The sequence below is a fragment of the Novosphingobium sp. ERW19 genome (assembly GCF_012641315.1).
Taxonomy (GTDB): domain Bacteria; phylum Pseudomonadota; class Alphaproteobacteria; order Sphingomonadales; family Sphingomonadaceae; genus Novosphingobium.
In genome coordinates, this window is sequence record NZ_JABAIC010000011.1 from 1,470 (window position 1) to 16,288 (window position 14,819).

At 61.7% G+C, this 14,819-nt stretch carries 16 protein-coding genes and 1 pseudogene; 7 read left to right on the forward strand and 10 right to left on the reverse strand.

Annotated elements, in window-relative coordinates; all coding sequences use genetic code 11:
* From HGI46_RS17985 to HGI46_RS17995, 3 genes and pseudogenes are all read right to left on the reverse strand, one after another.
* The coding region (locus HGI46_RS17985; protein ID WP_168852366.1) for an IS110 family transposase at positions 1–843 on the reverse strand (843 nt) is incomplete at its 3' end.
* A 96-nt stretch (positions 844–939) separates the two neighbouring features.
* Positions 940–1,695: pseudogene (locus tag HGI46_RS17990) on the reverse strand (IS5 family transposase); the annotation flags it as partial.
* A gap of 209 nt (positions 1,696–1,904) precedes the next feature.
* The gene (locus tag HGI46_RS17995; RefSeq protein WP_168852273.1) at positions 1,905–2,258 is read right to left on the reverse strand and encodes an Lrp/AsnC family transcriptional regulator; all 354 of its coding nucleotides are present in this window, start codon (positions 2,256–2,258) and stop codon (positions 1,905–1,907) included.
* On the opposite strand from HGI46_RS17995, the gene HGI46_RS18000 reads away from it, so the two are divergent.
* From HGI46_RS18000 to HGI46_RS18015, 4 genes are all read left to right on the forward strand, one after another.
* The gene (locus HGI46_RS18000) at positions 2,173–3,210 is read left to right on the forward strand and encodes an arginine N-succinyltransferase (RefSeq protein WP_118074273.1); all 1,038 of its coding nucleotides are present in this window, start codon (positions 2,173–2,175) and stop codon (positions 3,208–3,210) included. The two genes, HGI46_RS17995 and HGI46_RS18000, sit on opposite strands and share 86 nt — an antisense overlap.
* Positions 3,197–4,606, forward strand: coding sequence for a succinylglutamate-semialdehyde dehydrogenase (astD, locus tag HGI46_RS18005; RefSeq protein ID WP_125955364.1), 1,410 nt, complete (start codon positions 3,197–3,199; stop codon positions 4,604–4,606). The genes HGI46_RS18000 and astD overlap by 14 nt, the downstream gene beginning before the upstream one ends.
* Positions 4,603–5,892: an N-succinylarginine dihydrolase gene (locus HGI46_RS18010; RefSeq protein WP_125955363.1), complete on the forward strand. Its 1,290-nt coding sequence runs from the start codon at positions 4,603–4,605 to the stop codon at positions 5,890–5,892. The genes astD and HGI46_RS18010 overlap by 4 nt, the downstream gene beginning before the upstream one ends.
* A gap of 565 nt (positions 5,893–6,457) precedes the next feature.
* A complete protein-coding gene (locus HGI46_RS18015) occupies positions 6,458–7,045 on the forward strand; it encodes a TetR/AcrR family transcriptional regulator (RefSeq protein WP_118074274.1) in 588 nt (195 codons plus the stop codon).
* Positions 7,046–7,052: 7 nt separating this feature from the next.
* Here HGI46_RS18015 and HGI46_RS18020 read toward each other — a convergent pair whose 3' ends face one another.
* From HGI46_RS18020 to HGI46_RS18045, 6 genes are all read right to left on the reverse strand, one after another.
* Positions 7,053–8,129 carry a 2Fe-2S iron-sulfur cluster-binding protein gene (locus HGI46_RS18020; RefSeq protein WP_125955362.1) on the reverse strand — a complete coding sequence of 359 codons (1,077 nt, stop codon included), beginning with the start codon at positions 8,127–8,129 and terminating at the stop codon, positions 7,053–7,055.
* 8 nt (positions 8,130–8,137) lie between these two features.
* Positions 8,138–8,611: a 1,2-phenylacetyl-CoA epoxidase subunit PaaD gene (gene paaD / locus HGI46_RS18025; RefSeq protein ID WP_233497675.1), complete on the reverse strand. Its 474-nt coding sequence runs from the start codon at positions 8,609–8,611 to the stop codon at positions 8,138–8,140.
* Positions 8,612–8,616: 5 nt separating this feature from the next.
* Positions 8,617–9,369, reverse strand: coding sequence for a 1,2-phenylacetyl-CoA epoxidase subunit PaaC (paaC, locus tag HGI46_RS18030; protein WP_168852274.1), 753 nt, complete (start codon positions 9,367–9,369; stop codon positions 8,617–8,619).
* A gap of 9 nt (positions 9,370–9,378) precedes the next feature.
* Entirely contained in the window at positions 9,379–9,660 is a 282-nt protein-coding gene (paaB, locus tag HGI46_RS18035; RefSeq protein WP_118074275.1) for a 1,2-phenylacetyl-CoA epoxidase subunit PaaB, read from the reverse strand.
* A gap of 16 nt (positions 9,661–9,676) precedes the next feature.
* On the reverse strand, positions 9,677–10,663 hold the full coding sequence (gene paaA, locus HGI46_RS18040; protein ID WP_118074276.1) for a 1,2-phenylacetyl-CoA epoxidase subunit PaaA: 987 nt from the start codon (positions 10,661–10,663) through the stop codon (positions 9,677–9,679).
* Between the two features lie 194 nt (positions 10,664–10,857).
* Positions 10,858–11,019 (reverse strand): hypothetical protein, encoded by a 162-nt coding sequence (locus HGI46_RS18045; RefSeq protein WP_158453980.1) that lies wholly within the window; start codon positions 11,017–11,019, stop codon positions 10,858–10,860.
* A gap of 216 nt (positions 11,020–11,235) precedes the next feature.
* Here HGI46_RS18045 and paaG point away from each other — a divergent pair, with 216 nt between their 5' ends.
* Genes paaG through HGI46_RS18060 form a run of 3 tightly spaced genes read left to right on the forward strand, consistent with a single transcriptional unit; the run spans position 11,236 to position 14,394 of the window.
* The gene (paaG, locus tag HGI46_RS18050; RefSeq protein ID WP_168905355.1) at positions 11,236–12,027 is read left to right on the forward strand and encodes a 2-(1,2-epoxy-1,2-dihydrophenyl)acetyl-CoA isomerase PaaG; all 792 of its coding nucleotides are present in this window, start codon (positions 11,236–11,238) and stop codon (positions 12,025–12,027) included.
* 30 nt (positions 12,028–12,057) lie between these two features.
* Complete coding sequence (gene paaZ / locus HGI46_RS18055; protein ID WP_118074278.1) at positions 12,058–14,082, forward strand: phenylacetic acid degradation bifunctional protein PaaZ; 2,025 nt, start codon at positions 12,058–12,060, stop codon at positions 14,080–14,082.
* A gap of 12 nt (positions 14,083–14,094) precedes the next feature.
* Entirely contained in the window at positions 14,095–14,394 is a 300-nt protein-coding gene (locus HGI46_RS18060; RefSeq protein WP_199558140.1) for an EthD family reductase, read from the forward strand.
* On the opposite strand, the gene HGI46_RS18065 is transcribed toward HGI46_RS18060, so the two are convergent.
* Positions 14,369–14,668 (reverse strand): AraC family transcriptional regulator, encoded by a 300-nt coding sequence (locus HGI46_RS18065; protein ID WP_158453979.1) that lies wholly within the window; start codon positions 14,666–14,668, stop codon positions 14,369–14,371. The two genes, HGI46_RS18060 and HGI46_RS18065, sit on opposite strands and share 26 nt — an antisense overlap.
* Between the last annotated feature and the right edge of the window lie 151 nt (positions 14,669–14,819).

Sequence of the window (14,819 nt, forward strand, 5' to 3'; positions counted from 1 at the left end):
AGCTTCGTAGAGCAGCTTGCGCACGGTCCCATCCCCTTGCTTGGAGATCCGGCCTGTCCAATCGAGCTCGCCCGACTGATGGCGTCGAGGCACGAGACCAAAATAGGCGCCGGCATCGCGTGATTGTCGGAAGCGTCCTGCTTCATCCACTGCAGCGGCGAAGGCGGCTGAGGTCTGAACGCCGACGCCCGGTATGGTCATCAGGATTTCGCAGGCCTGTGACTGGCTGGTGATGATGCGCAGTCGCCGGTCCATTTCCTTGATCTGCTCGACCAACTCCGCGCGCACCGCCAGCAAGGATGTGATTGCATCGCCAAGGCCCGGGATGTGTGCCGCCTGCATGATCCTCTCGAGGAATGCCTTCCCTTGCCCAGCCCCGGGGCGATAGCCGAACGTGGCGCAAAGACCGCGGATCATGTTGTCGAGCCGGACACGCGCTTCCACCAGATGGCTTCGCGCGGTGATCACGCTGCGCACCCCATGCGCTGCCGGAGATTTGACGTGCACCTCCTTGTAGAAGCCGGTGCGTGCCAACTGTGCGAGCCCGGCGGCATCGTGCGGATCGGTCTTGTTCGCCTTCATTGCCTTGAGGCTCTGGTGCGCCTGGCGAGCATCAATGCACACCACTGCAACGCCCAGTTCGCGCAGGCCCAAGCAGATTGCCGGCGACATTCGCCCCGTCTCAAGCACCGCCCGCTCGATTGGACAGTATCGTTCGAGCATCGCGGCCAAAGCCTCCGGAGTGCTCTCGACCTTCTCCGACACGAGCTTCCGACCATTTTCGCCAACGATACAGACCTGCGTGCTTTCCATCGACAGGTCCAGTCCGGCATAATGCTTCATGGCTGCTTCCTTCCTTCAGGATTCGACAACCAGAAGTGTGCGCCTCAACCGAGGTCCGAGGGAAGCAGCCGCAATTACACGATGACTTGCTGATCGTAGCCAGGAGAGTACGGTGGCCGCCAGTGCGAGAGCGGAGAAGTAGACGTTTGGGCAGCGGTCGTAGCGCGTTGCCACGCGGCGCCAGTCCTTCAGGCGGCCGAACATGATCTCGATGCGGTTACGCCGTTTGTTCAGCCTCTTGTCGTATTCGAGGGGCAGAAATCGGGATTTTCGCCCCGGAATGCAAGGTTTGATGGCAGCCCCAGCGCATCTCCGAACCAGTCCGCGTCATAGCCACGGCCGGCGAGCATCCACTTGGCCTTGGGCAAATCGTCGAGCGAGGCCGCTGCACCGGCGTAATCGCTGTGCTGGCCGGCCGTGATGAAGAAGCTGAAAGGGCGGCCGTTGGCATCGGTTATCGCGTGAAGCTTGGTGTTCAGGCCGCCCTTGGTCCGTCCGATCAGACGCCTGAGATCCCCTTTCTACCCCAAGGCTGGACGCCGTGCGGTGGGCCTTGAGATAGGTCGCGTCGATCATGACGGTCTGCGGCTCGGCCCTCTGGGCGGACAGGCCTTCCATCATCCGAGTGAACACGCCCATTTCGCCCCACCGCTTCCAGCGGTTATACAATGTCTTGTGCGGCCCGTATTCTCTGGGTGCATCCCGCCAGCGCAGTCCGGTCCGGTTGACTATGATGATCCCGCCCAGCACCCGTTGGTCGTCGGACCGTGACTTGCCGTGGCTCTTGAGAAAACACGGCAACAGACGCGCCATTTTCTCGTCCGTCAGCCAATATAGGTCACTCGTGCTCAGTCTCCTCGCGGAGCCTGAATCATATCGTTGCCTGCCGATCGATGGGTCCTGAGCCTAGAGCGTGATCTTTGTCGCCAGCTTTACCCCATTCAGGGAAAAAGCTGGAATCGACGTTCCCAGCCCGTCGTCAGTACTTTCGCACATTGTTGAGCGTAATTATCGGTGGCCCCAGAGTCCGTATACTATCTCCACTGCCGAGCTACACCGTCCTATTCAAGCGGGGGGACGATTGGACTTTTCGCCATGTGTAGGACTACGAATGAGTTGACAGCCTCGATAACCGGTGCCTTTCCGGTGAGATTGTCTATGAAATCACGCAACTCATTCATGTCTCGCAAGCAAAGCGAGGCATAGTAATCCATTTTTCCGCTGATTTCAGCTGCTTCGAGCACACGATTATCTTCTCTCAACAGCATCTCGAGGTGCCTAAAATCATCGGTCGAGTGACGTGCCAGACGCATCTCGATCATTACCCGGATGCTTGGCCTGATCAGGGCTAGTGCGATCTCGGTCCGGTATCCTGTAATTACGCCAAGCTTTTCCAGTCGCTTATGCCGTGCCAAGCAGGCAGAGGGCGAAAGCCCAACCAGGCCCGCAAGGCGGCTATCGAACCGAAAAGCTCTTGGCGAACGCATAGAGCGTTCCATCGACGCATTCGATCGCGACATCGCACAACCAGAAAATGAACTGTATCTGCTGGTATTGGATGATGGCACAGGCAGCATTGCAGGCACCGCCTGCCTATTCAGCAAGGTGGGCCAGACTTGGCCCTTCTACACCTATCGCCTCACGCAGATCGTCCACCACAGCAGGGAGCTCGGGCAGCGCTATTGCGAGGACATGCTGCATTTGAGCAATGACTTCGGGGGAGCCACCGAAGTGGGCGGCCTGTTCCTGCACTCCGCCTGCAGGGCAAATGGCACCGGCCGTCTGCTTGCCCGCAGCCGCTACATGCTGATAGGCCAGTTCCCTAACCGGTTCAGCTGTCGCATCATGGCTGAGCTGCGCGGCTGGGTCGCACCGAACGGCTCAACTCCCTTCTGGGATAGCGTGGGGCGCAACTTCTTCCACATGCCCCTCGCCGAGGCTGACCGATATGGCGGCATTAACGGCAACCAATTCATTGCTGACCTCATGCCGAAGTACCCCATCTACGTCTCGATGCTTCCGCAACCCGTGCGCCCGCTCATCGGCAAGGTCCATGAATCGAGCGCACCCGCCCTTAAGCTGCTGATGAACGAAGGCTTCAGGCTGACAGAACACGTCGACATCTTCGATGCAGGTCCGGTTGTGGAATGCCGCGCGTCGGACTTGAAGGCGATAGCGGATCGGGAATGCGGGGTCGTCGCGTCTCTCGGCAATCAGCCGAAAGGACGGCCAGCCCTAATGTCAAAGGGTAGCGGAAGGGACTTTCGTTGCTGGGTTGATCACACGAGCAGCGATCCTGCTGGTCTTACACGCCAGGGGGAGCGGTTTGCCGAGGTTGGGGAAGAGGTAGCCCATGTCGAATTCTGAACTTCTATCGTTCGATCCTTGTACCGGCGAGCTTGTCTGGCAAGGTCCGATCGGACGGACAGATGCGACCGTAAGAATGGCGCGAGATGCGTTGCGCGGCTGGGCTCAGACCACTTTCGCTGAGCGTGTACGCGTAGCTGAGGCTTTCCGTGAGGTCGTGCTGCGAAATGGGGCCAAACTAGCGACAGTCATCTCGCGGGAGACCGGAAAACCATACTGGGAAGCAGAATCGGAGGTCGCAAGCGTCGCAGCCAAGGTCGAGATTTCGGTCGAAGCATACATCACGCGAACGGGAGATCGTGAGGGGCAGGTTCAAGGTGTCCAGCAGGCGGTGCGCCACAAACCACATGGGGTCCTCGCCGTACTCGGGCCGTATAACTTTCCTGCCCACTTGCCTAACGGCCACATCGTCCCCGCCCTGTTGGCTGGAAACACCATCGTCTTCAAGCCCTCCGAGTTTACCCCGGCGACGGGTGAATTGCTGGCCGACTTCTGGTGCGAGGCAGGCCTGCCCGATAAAGTGCTGCAGGTCGTCCAGGGAAATTCGGAAACGGGTCGGGACCTCGCCTCTCACCCAGACATTGACGGACTCCTGTTCACTGGTTCGGCGACCACCGGTGCGGCGCTCGCCAGGCAGTTTGCCGAAACACCGCACAAAATTCTGGCCTTGGAAATGGGCGGTAATAACCCTCTGATAGTCTGGGACGCGGACGATCTGTCTGCAGCGGCCAGCATTGTCATTCAGTCGGCGTTCTTGTCAGCGGGACAACGATGCACCTGCGCTCGGCGGCTGATCGTAAGACAGGCGCAGGCAGATGCTTTGGTAGACCGCCTGGTCGAACTCACTCGGCAAATGAGGATTGGGGCGCCGTTCGATGATCCGGAGCCTTTCATGGGGCCGGTGATTGACAACGCTGCTGCTGACCGCCTGCTGGCGGCTGCGCGCGGCCTTTCCGCGCGATCGTCAAAAACCATCGTGCCTCTTCAACGGCTGGTCGAGGATAAGCCTTTCCTCACACCTGCGATTGTTGATGTGACCGGAACAAAAGTCGTGGACGAGGAGTATTTCGGCCCCCTGTTGCAGATCCTGCGTGTGACGGATTTCGACGCTGCGATGGCGGTAGCCAATGATACTAGGTTCGGCCTCGCTGCGAGCCTCGTCGGCGGCGATGAAGCGCTCTATCGGCGATTCTGGCAGAATAGCAGGGCAGGCGTGGTAAACTGGAACCGCCCGACCAACGGAGCTGCCTCCAGCGCACCGTTCGGCGGAATCGGCGCCTCGGGGAATCACCGTCCCAGTGCCTTCTATGCAGCGGACTATGTCGCCTGGCCGGTCGCCAGCCTCGAGACGTCGGACCTTGTTCCGATCGAAATGAAGGGACTCAATCGCCCATGAGGGGGTTTTTCGAGATCAACTTCGATGGGCTGATTGGTCCATCCCACAACTACGGCGGCCTCAGCTTCGGCAATCTTGCCAGCCACCAAAACTCAGGGTTGGTTTCCTTTCCTCGTCAGGCCGCCTTGCAAGGCCTAAACAAGATGCGCAGGCTCATGGATCTTGGCTTGCATCAGGGGTTTCTGCCTCCTCAGAGGCGTCCCGACACCTGGTTCCTCCGTCGGCTAGGCTTCAAGGGAACTGACGAAAAAGTTTGCGCAGCGGCGTGGGCAGAGGATCCAGCCTTGCTGGCCAATGCCATGTCCGCTTCCGCCATGTGGACGGCCAATGCCGCGACTGTCTCGCCCGCACCGGACACCTCCGATGGCCGTTGCCACCTGACCGTGGCGAATCTCGCGACGATGCCGCACCGTTCGATGGAGTGGCGAGAAACCTTGGACACGCTGCGCCACATCTTTGTCGATCAGCGCCATTTCGCAGTTCACGAGCCCATCCCAGCCTGCTTCGGCGACGAAGGGGCAGCCAATCACATGCGGATGGCGCCGCAGCACGGGGCCCCAGGGATTGAGATCCTCGTCTTTGGTGAACGCAAGGCTCATGGCTTTCCGGCAAGGCAGGACCGCCGTGCATCTCAGGCAATCGCGCGCCTTCACGGGCTCGATAGCCGGCGGACTTTGCTGGCCCGCCAGAGTGCATTGGCAATCGAGGCTGGGGCCTTCCACAATGACGTAGTGGCTGTAGCAAATGAACATGTGCTTCTCGCACATGAACAGGCCTTCGAGGACAAGGAGAGCGTCTACGCGTTCATCCAGGAGAACATTCCTGGCTGCGTAATCATAGAGGTGCCAGCTGATCAGGTGTCGCTGGGGGACGCTGTCGGTTCCTATCTGTTTAACTCGCAATTGGTCACTTTGCCCGCAGGGGGAATGGCGCTCATTGTCCCGACCGAAACCCAGGAATGCGATTCGGTGCGACGATGGCTCCGTCGCTTTGTGTCTGGCGGAGGACCGGTCGAAAAACTGGAAGTGATCGATGTACGCGAGTCGATGCGAAACGGCGGAGGGCCTGCTTGTTTGCGGCTGCGCGTGCAAACGGAGGCAGTGGGATTGGCGGCGATCGACTCTCGATTCCTGCTTGATGATGGTAGATGGGAAAGCTTGCATCGCCTGATTGAGGACCGGTGGCCCGAACGCATCGAGGCAGCTGACCTCGGCAGGGTAGAAACTTGGCAAGCAATTTGGACTGCGGATGCCATTCTTCGAGAGCACTTGCAGTTGCCTCGCTGACGCTCCCTCCAGCCAGTAGGGCTTCAACACCTCTGCGCAACAGCATGATTGCCACCACACGCGACAGGATCTTGGGCGCGGGATGTTTGGTAACGTTTTCAGTTCTTAAGAACCGTCTGCCTGAACAGCCCCTAGTTTTCTAGACGCTTTTCGCTTTAAAAATTTGCTGTCGTTCGAACTCAACGGGTAACATCAAGCCACAGCTACGCTGGTGCGGAGGTCGTCCACGACATCACGTCACCGCCCACTCAGCAATCAACTAAACATTCAACCTGCAGCGTCACCGGGTCTCCAGACAAGCCATGCGAACCTTCTGACCCGCTGCCATGGCGGAATGGAATGTTGCGACCTCCGCTGCAGCATCAAATCGCGACCTGAGGGCTCGGCGTGCTTTCGTGAAGCTACCCTCACAGTACCAAAGCGAACTATCGCCTCGCCCTACCTTTCAAACCCTAGCCGTCAACGCGGTGCGTATGCATTGACATTACCGTGCTGCGACTTGACCTTGCCGCCTGAACGCTTAGTCGGGATAGGAGCACACTTGATAAGCAGGAAGAGCCCGCCAATGGCCAGAACCCAGGCCGCTGATTTCGAAGACCGCAAGGAAGCGATCCTCGATCACGCTTCCGCCCTGTTCGCGCAAAAGGGATTCCTGGGCACGTCGGTGATGGACATCGCCCGCGCCTGCGGCGCATCGAAGTCTCTGCTCTATCATTATTACCCGTCGAAGGAAGACGTGCTATTCGCGGTAATGTCCTCGCACGTCGACCTGCTACTGGAAGACGTCGCGGCGGTAACCGCCACTGGCTTGCCGCCGCGTGAAAGCCTGCGCGCATTGTTACACCGCTTCTTGATGCATTACGTCGGCGCGGCCGACCGACAGAAGGTGTTGCTAAACGAACTCGACAACCTGCCCGCCGAGCGCCGCCGTGACATCGTGGAGACGCAGCGAAAAATCGTCGACGCGGTGCAATCGTTGCTTACCGCCGCCCTGCCCGGCAGGTTCGACGATCCGGTCGAGGCGCGAGCGCAGACCATGCTGCTGTTCGGCACAATCAACTGGACAAGCAACTGGTTCCGCGCCGACGGGGCGCTGACCTATGCCCAGATTGCGGATATGGCCTTTGACATGGTCATTCCGCCGGCCAACTGACTTTCATTCAGGCGTCGAAGTCGATCTCGACATCGTCGGACAACGGGATGGCCTGGCAAGTGAGGACATAGCCACGCTCCAACTCGTCGGCAGTAAGGCCGAAGTTGCGGATCATCTCAACCTGGCCCTCCACCACCCGCGCGCGGCATGTGGCGCAGACTCCAGCCTTGCACGAGAACGGCGCAGCAAGGCCAGCCGCCCGGGTGTTTTCCAGAATGGATTCGAGCGTCGGATCATAAGTCAGCGCGCGGCGCTTGCCGTTGATCGTGACCTTGATCGACTTGCCCGCGGCTTGCCGTTCAAGTCGTTCCACTTGCTCGCGCCGCGCTGCGCTCAATTCGTCCGCACTGAAGCGTTCGCTCCTGATCTGGCCAGCATCCAAGCCAGACTCAACCAGTGCCCCCTCGACCGCGTCCATCATCGCTCCGGGACCGCAGATGAAGGCGGCGTCAATGGCCGAGGCCGGCAACACGTGGGCGAGGATTTCGGCCATTTTCGCCCGGTCGATGCGCCCGTTCAGCAGCTCCAGCTCGTCGTCCTCGCGCGAGAGGAAGTGATGGATCTCGAACCGGTCAAGGTAGCGGTTCTTGAGCTGTGCCAGCTCTTCGAGGAAAAGAATCCCCGCCGTATCGCGGTTGCCGTAGAACAGCGCGAAATGGCTCGCGGGTTCGGCGGCAAGACCGGCTTTCAGCAGCGAAAGGATCGGGGTGATCCCCGATCCGCTGGCGAACATGGCATATTGCACTCGCCGCTGGCTATTGAAAGTCCAGCCGAAGGCACCAGCCGGGGGCATGACTTCCAGCATTGCACCGGCCTTAAGGGCATCGGCCGCCCAGTTCGAAAACCGGCCGCCCGCAACGCGCTTGATCGCAATTTGCAGCTCCTTGTCGCCAGGGGTGGAGCAGAGCGAATAGCTACGGCGAAGATCCTCGCCTGCCACCTCCGCGCGCAGCGTCAGGTGCTGGCCGGGTATAAACCGGAAGCTGCCCGCCAGCGCGTCCGGCACGGCAAACCGTACAGTGATCGCATCGGCGGTTTCCTGGCGAACTTCGCTGATCGAAAGGCAGTGGAACGTGGTCGACATCGGCTATCCTAGTGACACTTGAAACGATCGAAAGGCTCAAGGCAGGCATCGCACTGCCACAGCGCCTTGCACGGGGTTGAGCCGAAGCGTGAGATTTCGTGGGTACTCAGCGAGCCGCAACGCGGGCAGGCGCAGGGGCCGCTCTCACCCGTCGCACTTGGCGGGGCGATGCCATAGCGGCGCAGCTTATCGTGACCCTGGGGCGTGATCATCGCAGTTGACCAGGCGGGTGAAAGCACGATGCGGATCGAGACCCCTTCCAGCCCCGCCGCATCGAGCGCATCCCGAGCCGCACGTCCGATCGCACTGGTTGCCGGGCAGCCGCTATAGGTCGGAGTCAGCGCGACCCATGCCGCGCCATCATCACCACCGACCTCGCGTACGATGCCCAGGTCGATAATCGACACAGCCGGTATCTCGGGATCAGGCACATCGGCGAGTATCGCGGCAATCCGCCCGGCAAGGTCGCTTGGCAGGGGCACGCGATCTACCAGACCGCTTCGGGATGAGCGCGGGGCAGGACCTGCATCGTCGCCAAGAGCACCGAAAGGTGCTCGCTATGCTGCCCGCTGCGTCCGCCAACGATAGGCCAGACCTTGCGCGGCAGCGCCAGTCCAGCCCGTTCAAGAATAGCCGAGACATCGCGTTCGAAGCCATAGCGCAAGGATTGACGCAGCGGCACCAGGCCGCGCGCAGCACAGGCCGCCCAATCCCGATCATCGTGGAACAGGTCATTGACGAAGCGCCAGTGCCAATCGAGCGCTTCTGCCATGCGCGCGCGGCTTTCCTCGGTGCCATCGCCCAATCGCTCCGCCCAGTCGGCGGCGAAATCAGCGTGATAGCGCAGTTCCTTTACCGCCTTTGCTGCGATTTCAGCCAGACGCGCATCGGGCGATGCCGCCAGCGCCTCGTACAGCGCGCTGGCATAGGTGGCGAAAAACAGGTGGCGCACCACCGTGCGGGCGAAATCGCCATTGGGCTGTTCGGCCAGCAGGCAGTTGGCAAACTGCTCGGCGTTGCGGTGGAAGGCCAGGGCATCGGCATCGCGGCCGCCGCCTTCTACTTCACCGGCATAGTCCAGCAACAACGTCGCCTGCCCGATCAGGTCAAGCGCAAGGTTCGACAGGCCAAGGTCCACCTCGATCGTGGGGGCGTGGCCGCACCACTCGCACAGGCGCTGGCCCAGGATCAGGCTGTCATCGCCAAGCTGCGTCAATGCGCGGAACAGGGAATGGTCCATCGCCGCGCCTCACATATGGTCCACGGCTTCAGGAAGCACGTAGAATGTCGGGTGGCGGTAGATCTTGCTGGCGGCGGGTTCGAACATCGCACCGTCCTGCGCCGGATCGGAGGCGACGATATCGCTGGAACGCACGACCCAGATGCTCACCCCTTCGAGCCTGCGGGTATAGGTGTCGCGTGCATGGCGCAGCGCCATGTGCGCATCAGGCGCGTGTACTGATCCCGCGTGGCGATGGTCAAGCCCACCGCGGGCACGAATGAAAACTTCCCAGAGCGGCCAATCGTACATTCTATCCTCCCGATAATCAGGCGGCGACACGCGCGGCCCGCTTTGCCTCGAATGCGGCAGCAGCCTCACGCACCCAGGCGCCATTGGCCCAAGCGTCGCGGCGCGCAGTGATGCGTTCCTTGGCGGTCGGCCCTTCGCCGCGCACGACGGCGTAGAACTCGTCCCATTCGATCGCGCCAAAGTCGTAGTGGCCGCGCTGCTCGTTCCAGTTGAGATCAGGATCAGGGATAGTGAGGCCGAGCAATTCGGCCTGCGGGACCGTCGCATCGACAAACTTCTGGCGCAGTTGGTCGTTGGTCTCACGCTTGATTCGCCAGCGGATCGACTGGGCGCTGTTGGGCGAGTTTTCATCCGGCGGACCAAACATCATCAAGGCTGGCCACCACCAGCGATTGAGCGCATCCTGCGACATCGCCTTTTGCGCCGCCGTGCCTTTCGCCAGTGCCAGCAACAGGTCATAGCCCTGACGCTGGTGGAAGCTTTCCTCCTTGCATATCCGCACCATCGCGCGGGCATAAGGGCCATAGGAGGTGCGCTGCAGCGGCACCTGATTCATGATCGCCGCGCCATCGACCAGCCAGCCGATCGCGCCAATATCCGCCCAGTTAAGTGTCGGATAGTTGAAGATGGTTGAATACTTGGCGCGCCCCGAATGCAGTGCGTCGATCATTTCCTCGCGGCTGGTGCCAAGCGTTTCGGCCGCGCAGTAGAGGTACAAGCCGTGGCCGCCTTCGTCCTGAATCTTTGCCAGCAGGATCGCCTTGCGCTGCAGGCTCGGCGCACGGGTCAGCCAGTTGCCTTCGGGGAGCATTCCCACAATCTCGCTATGTGCGTGCTGCGAGATCTGGCGCACCAGGGTGCGGCGATAGGCCTGGGGCATCCAGTCTTTCGGCTCAACGAATTCATCGGCGGCAACGCGCGCCTCGAACGCAGCGAGGCGCTCAGGATCTTCCTGCGCGCCGTCCTGAAGCGGCGAAACCTTGCCAAGTTCAGTCGTGTACATCTGCTGATTCCCTCTGATCACGTTGGCTAACTTTCATTGACCGACTGGTCAATGAACATATTCCAGCCCCGCAATTACCTCCCTGCCGCCCGTGCGCGAAGGGCCTTAGACTGCGCGATAACGTGCTGGTGGTCTTTCGCGCGCACCGTCACGCGGTAGATCCCGCTGCGCCCGCTAGTCGCGTCTTCCTGCGCCTAGGCCAGCAGAACCTCGACGGCGCTTGCCGGAACGAGGAAAATGATCCACGCCGATTGCGCGATGCTGGCCGCGTTACGGCTGTTGCAGGCATAGGCAAGGGCGTTGTCGCCGATCTGGGAATAGCCGGACCGGGCGGCGCCACGACCCGCAAACCCCACGCCGGTCCGGTGCCTTCACGCGAGAACAGGGCCTGCGCTACATTCAGTGCGAGCGCGGCATTGCCCCCATCACTCGCTTGGGCGTCCGCCTCCATCTCTTACTCCCAGTTCCAATCTCGATTCATCGCCACAGCTATCGGCAAAAAAGCCGCTTGCCAATAATTAACCGTCTGGGCAGTTAATTTAACTCAAGCGATTCGAGAGTGGGAGAGACGGATGGAATTCGAGACCATCGCGCTGGCGATCGAAGGAGGCGTGGCACGCATCACGCTGAACCGTCCGGACCGGCTCAACAGCTTTACGGTCCAGATGCATGAGGAACTGAGCGCAGCGCTCGACTGGATCGATGGCGACAAATCAGTGCGCTGCCTGCTGCTCAACGGAGCCGGGCGCGGGTTTTGCGCAGGCCAGGACTTGTCAGATCCGGCAGTGGCGCCGGGCGGCGAGGCGGTCGATCTCGGTATCGCGGTAGAACGCCATTACTCCCCACTGGTGCGCCGTCTTGCGACGATGGAATTGCCGGTGATCTGCGCGGTCAACGGCGTGGCAGCCGGTGCCGGCGCGAATATCGCCTTCGCCTGCGACATCGTGATTGCTGCGCGCAGTGCGAAGTTCATCCAGTCGTTCGCCAATATCGGTCTGATCCCGGATTCAGGCGGCACTTGGGTGCTGCCCCGCCTTGCCGGACAGGCGCGGGCCCTAGGCTTGGCCCTCACCGGCGATCCCCTCCCCGCCGAGCGCGCAGAGGCTTGGGGCATGATCTGGAAATGCGTCGATGATGAAGCGCTGATGGACGAGGCGGGCACGCTGGCCGCGCGCTTTGCCAAAGGGGCGACCCGCGGCCTCGCTGCCACAAAGCAGGCGCTGCGCAGTTCGTTTGGGCGTTCGCTCGGCGAGGCGCTCGATCTCGAGCGCGACCTGATGCGCGAGCTTGGCCAAAGCGTCGACTATCAGGAAGGCGTCGCCGCCTTCACCGAAAAGCGCCGCCCGGTTTTCGCCGGCCGCTGACCGTCACAAATTCCAGCTTTCGGAGCTACCATGACCACACGACTGCAGAACTACTTCGCTGACCGGTGGGTCGATGGCACCGGCGCCGGTCAGCCCGTGCGCTCAGCGCTCGACGGGCAAGCAGTAGCCCTTGCGGGCAGCGAGGGGATCGATTTTGCAGCCATGCTCGATCACGCCCGCAGTATCGGTAGCCCGGCGCTGCGCGCCATGAACTTTCACCAGCGCGCCGGGATCATTAAGGCGTTGGGGCAGGCAATCATCGAGCGCAAGGAAGAACTTTACGCTCTGTCCGCGCAGACTGGTGCCACCCGCGCCGATAGTTGGATCGACATCGAAGGCGGCGCGGGCACCCTCTTCACCACGGCCTCCAAGGGGCGGCGCGAGCTGCCGGATGATGTCATCATCGTCGATGGCGATTTGGAAGCGATCGGCAAGACCGGAAGCTTTGCCGGGCAGCACATCTACACCTCGCTGCAGGGTGCGGCGCTACACATCAATGCTTTCAACTTCCCCGTTTGGGGAATGCTCGAAAAGCTGGGACCGGCTCTGATGGCAGGCATGGCGGTGATCGTGAAGCCCGCCACGGCCACCGCGCCGCTGGCAGAGCACGCGGTGCGGATCATGATCGAGGCAGGTGTGCTGCCTGCGGGCGCATTGCAGCTGGTTGTCGGCGCTATCGGTGACATTTTCGATCACTTGACATGTCAAGACGTGGTCTCGTTCACCGGTTCTGCGGAGACGGCGATCAAGCTGCAGAGTCACCCCGTTATGGCGCGCAATGCGGTGCGGTTTGTGGCGGAGCGGGATTCGCTCAACGCCTCGATCCTTGCTCCGGACGCTGCCGTGGGTAGCCCGGAATTCGACCTCTTCGTCAAGGAAGTGGTCAAGGAAATGACCGTCAAGGCCGGGCAGAAATGCACCGCGATTCGGCGCGCCTTCGTGCCGCGCGCGCTGCTGGATGCCGCGCAGGCTGCACTGACCGAACGCCTTTCCGGCGTGATCGTGGGTGATCCGGCGCGCGAAGGCGTGCACATGGGGGCACTCGTCAGCCTGGCCCAGCGCGAGGACGTGCGCGCAAAGGCCCGCGCCCTGGCGCAGGAATGCGATCTGGTGTTCGGCGCAATCGACGACGTCGAGGCGCTCGGCGACGCACAAAATGGCGCGTTCCAGTCTCCCTTGCTGTTCCGGCATGACCGGCCGTGGGAGGCGCAGGCCGTCCACGATGTCGAGGCCTTCGGCCCGGTCTGTACGCTGATGCCCTATGATACCGAGCAAGACGCGATCGCGCTCGCTAATCGCGGGCTTGGCTCGCTGGCGCTATCGGTATTCACCCACGATGCCGAAATGGTGCGCCGCTTCGTGCTTGGTGCTGGTGCCTTCCACGGCCGTATGGTGTTCGTGGACCGCGACAGCGCGCGGGAATCGACCGGTCACGGCTCGCCCCTGCCGATGCTGATCCACGGCGGCCCCGGCCGGGCTGGCGGCGGCGAGGAACTGGGCGGGGTGCGTAACGTGAAGCACTATATGCAGCGCAGCGCCGTGCAGGGCCATCCGCGCGTGCTTTCCGCACTGATCCGGCAATGGCTGCCCGGCGCACCGCAGCCGGTCGGCGCTGATCACCCCTTCCGCAAGCGACTGGGCGAACTGGAACTGGGCTACACCCTGCACACCGCCTCGCGCACGATCACGCTGGAGGATATCGAGCATTTCGCCGCCTATACCGGCGACAACTTCTACGCCCACATGGACGAGGTGGCCGCCGCCGCCAGCCCGATCTTCGGCGGGCGCGTAGCCCATGGCTACCTGATCCTGTCGTTCGCGGCCGGGCTGTTCGTCGATCCCGCGCCAGGTCCGGTGCTCGCCAATTTCGGACTGGAGCACCTGCGCTTCATCAAGCCGGTGAAACCGGGCACCAGCATCAAGGTGGCCCTTACCGCCAAGGCCAAGTCGCTGCGCACGCCAACCATGGGCGAAATGCGCTGGGCGGTGGCAGTCACCAACGGCGATGACGAACTGGTCGCAACCTACGACCTTCTGACCATGAACGCCGTTTGAGGAGAACCCAGCATGACAATGACCCTGATGGCGCTTTACGCCCAGCCCGCCGATCCCGAAGCCTTCGACCGTCACTACACCGAAGTGCACACGCCGTTGGTGGAGAAAATCCCCGGGCTTGAGGCCCTGCGCGTCAACAAGGTGCGCCGCAAACTGATGGGCGATACCGAACTCTACCAGATCGCTGAAATGGACTTTGCCGACAAGGCGGCCTTTGGCGGGGCCATGAGCTCGGCCGAAAACCAGGCTGCAGGCGCCGACCTTGCGGGCTTTGCCAAGGGCATCGTCACGCTGCTGGTAGTTGAACGCTAGGTCCGGCCGCGTCCGGGGCGCGGCGCGCCCGCCAGCGCCCCGGGCTTTCTCCGCAGTAGCGCACGAAGGCCCGGTTGAAGGCTGCTTCGGAACCATAGCCGACCGGCACAGCAATGATCTTGACCGTGTAATCCTCGCGCTCGCGTATTTCCGCCGCCATATCTATTCGCAGCGCGGTCAGGCATAGCAGCGGCGGCACGCCGACCAGATCGGCATGCGTTTGCCGCACGGCGGATTGATCAAGGTGTTCTGACGCGTCAGCCACTTCCAGCACGAGCAAGTCTCCCCGACGCGCAATCCACCGCGACGTTGCATCAGACTCGTCATGCGCAACTTGGGCGACCGCCCAGAACGATTAAGGCAGGACGTTGGCCAAAAGCGGCACACAGCCGACCAGGAATTACAGCTAATCGGGCATCTCCCGA

Bases quoted from the DNA above. Each gene is read 5' to 3' on its own strand.
- HGI46_RS18000 (WP_118074273.1), top strand. From the start codon at position 2,173: ATGCTTGGCCTGATCAGGGCTAGTGCGATCTCGGTCCGGTATCCTGTA.
- astD (WP_125955364.1), top strand. From the start codon at position 3,197: ATGTCGAATTCTGAACTTCTATCGTTCGATCCTTGTACCGGCGAGCTT.
- HGI46_RS18010 (WP_125955363.1), top strand. From the start codon at position 4,603: ATGAGGGGGTTTTTCGAGATCAACTTCGATGGGCTGATTGGTCCATCC.
- HGI46_RS18015 (WP_118074274.1), top strand. From the start codon at position 6,458: ATGGCCAGAACCCAGGCCGCTGATTTCGAAGACCGCAAGGAAGCGATC.
- HGI46_RS18020 (WP_125955362.1), bottom strand. From the start codon at position 8,129: ATGTCGACCACGTTCCACTGCCTTTCGATCAGCGAAGTTCGCCAGGAA.
- paaC (WP_168852274.1), bottom strand. From the start codon at position 9,369: ATGGACCATTCCCTGTTCCGCGCATTGACGCAGCTTGGCGATGACAGC.
- paaB (WP_118074275.1), bottom strand. From the start codon at position 9,660: ATGTACGATTGGCCGCTCTGGGAAGTTTTCATTCGTGCCCGCGGTGGG.
- paaA (WP_118074276.1), bottom strand. From the start codon at position 10,663: ATGTACACGACTGAACTTGGCAAGGTTTCGCCGCTTCAGGACGGCGCG.
- paaG (WP_168905355.1), top strand. From the start codon at position 11,236: ATGGAATTCGAGACCATCGCGCTGGCGATCGAAGGAGGCGTGGCACGC.
- paaZ (WP_118074278.1), top strand. From the start codon at position 12,058: ATGACCACACGACTGCAGAACTACTTCGCTGACCGGTGGGTCGATGGC.
- HGI46_RS18060 (WP_199558140.1), top strand. From the start codon at position 14,095: ATGACAATGACCCTGATGGCGCTTTACGCCCAGCCCGCCGATCCCGAA.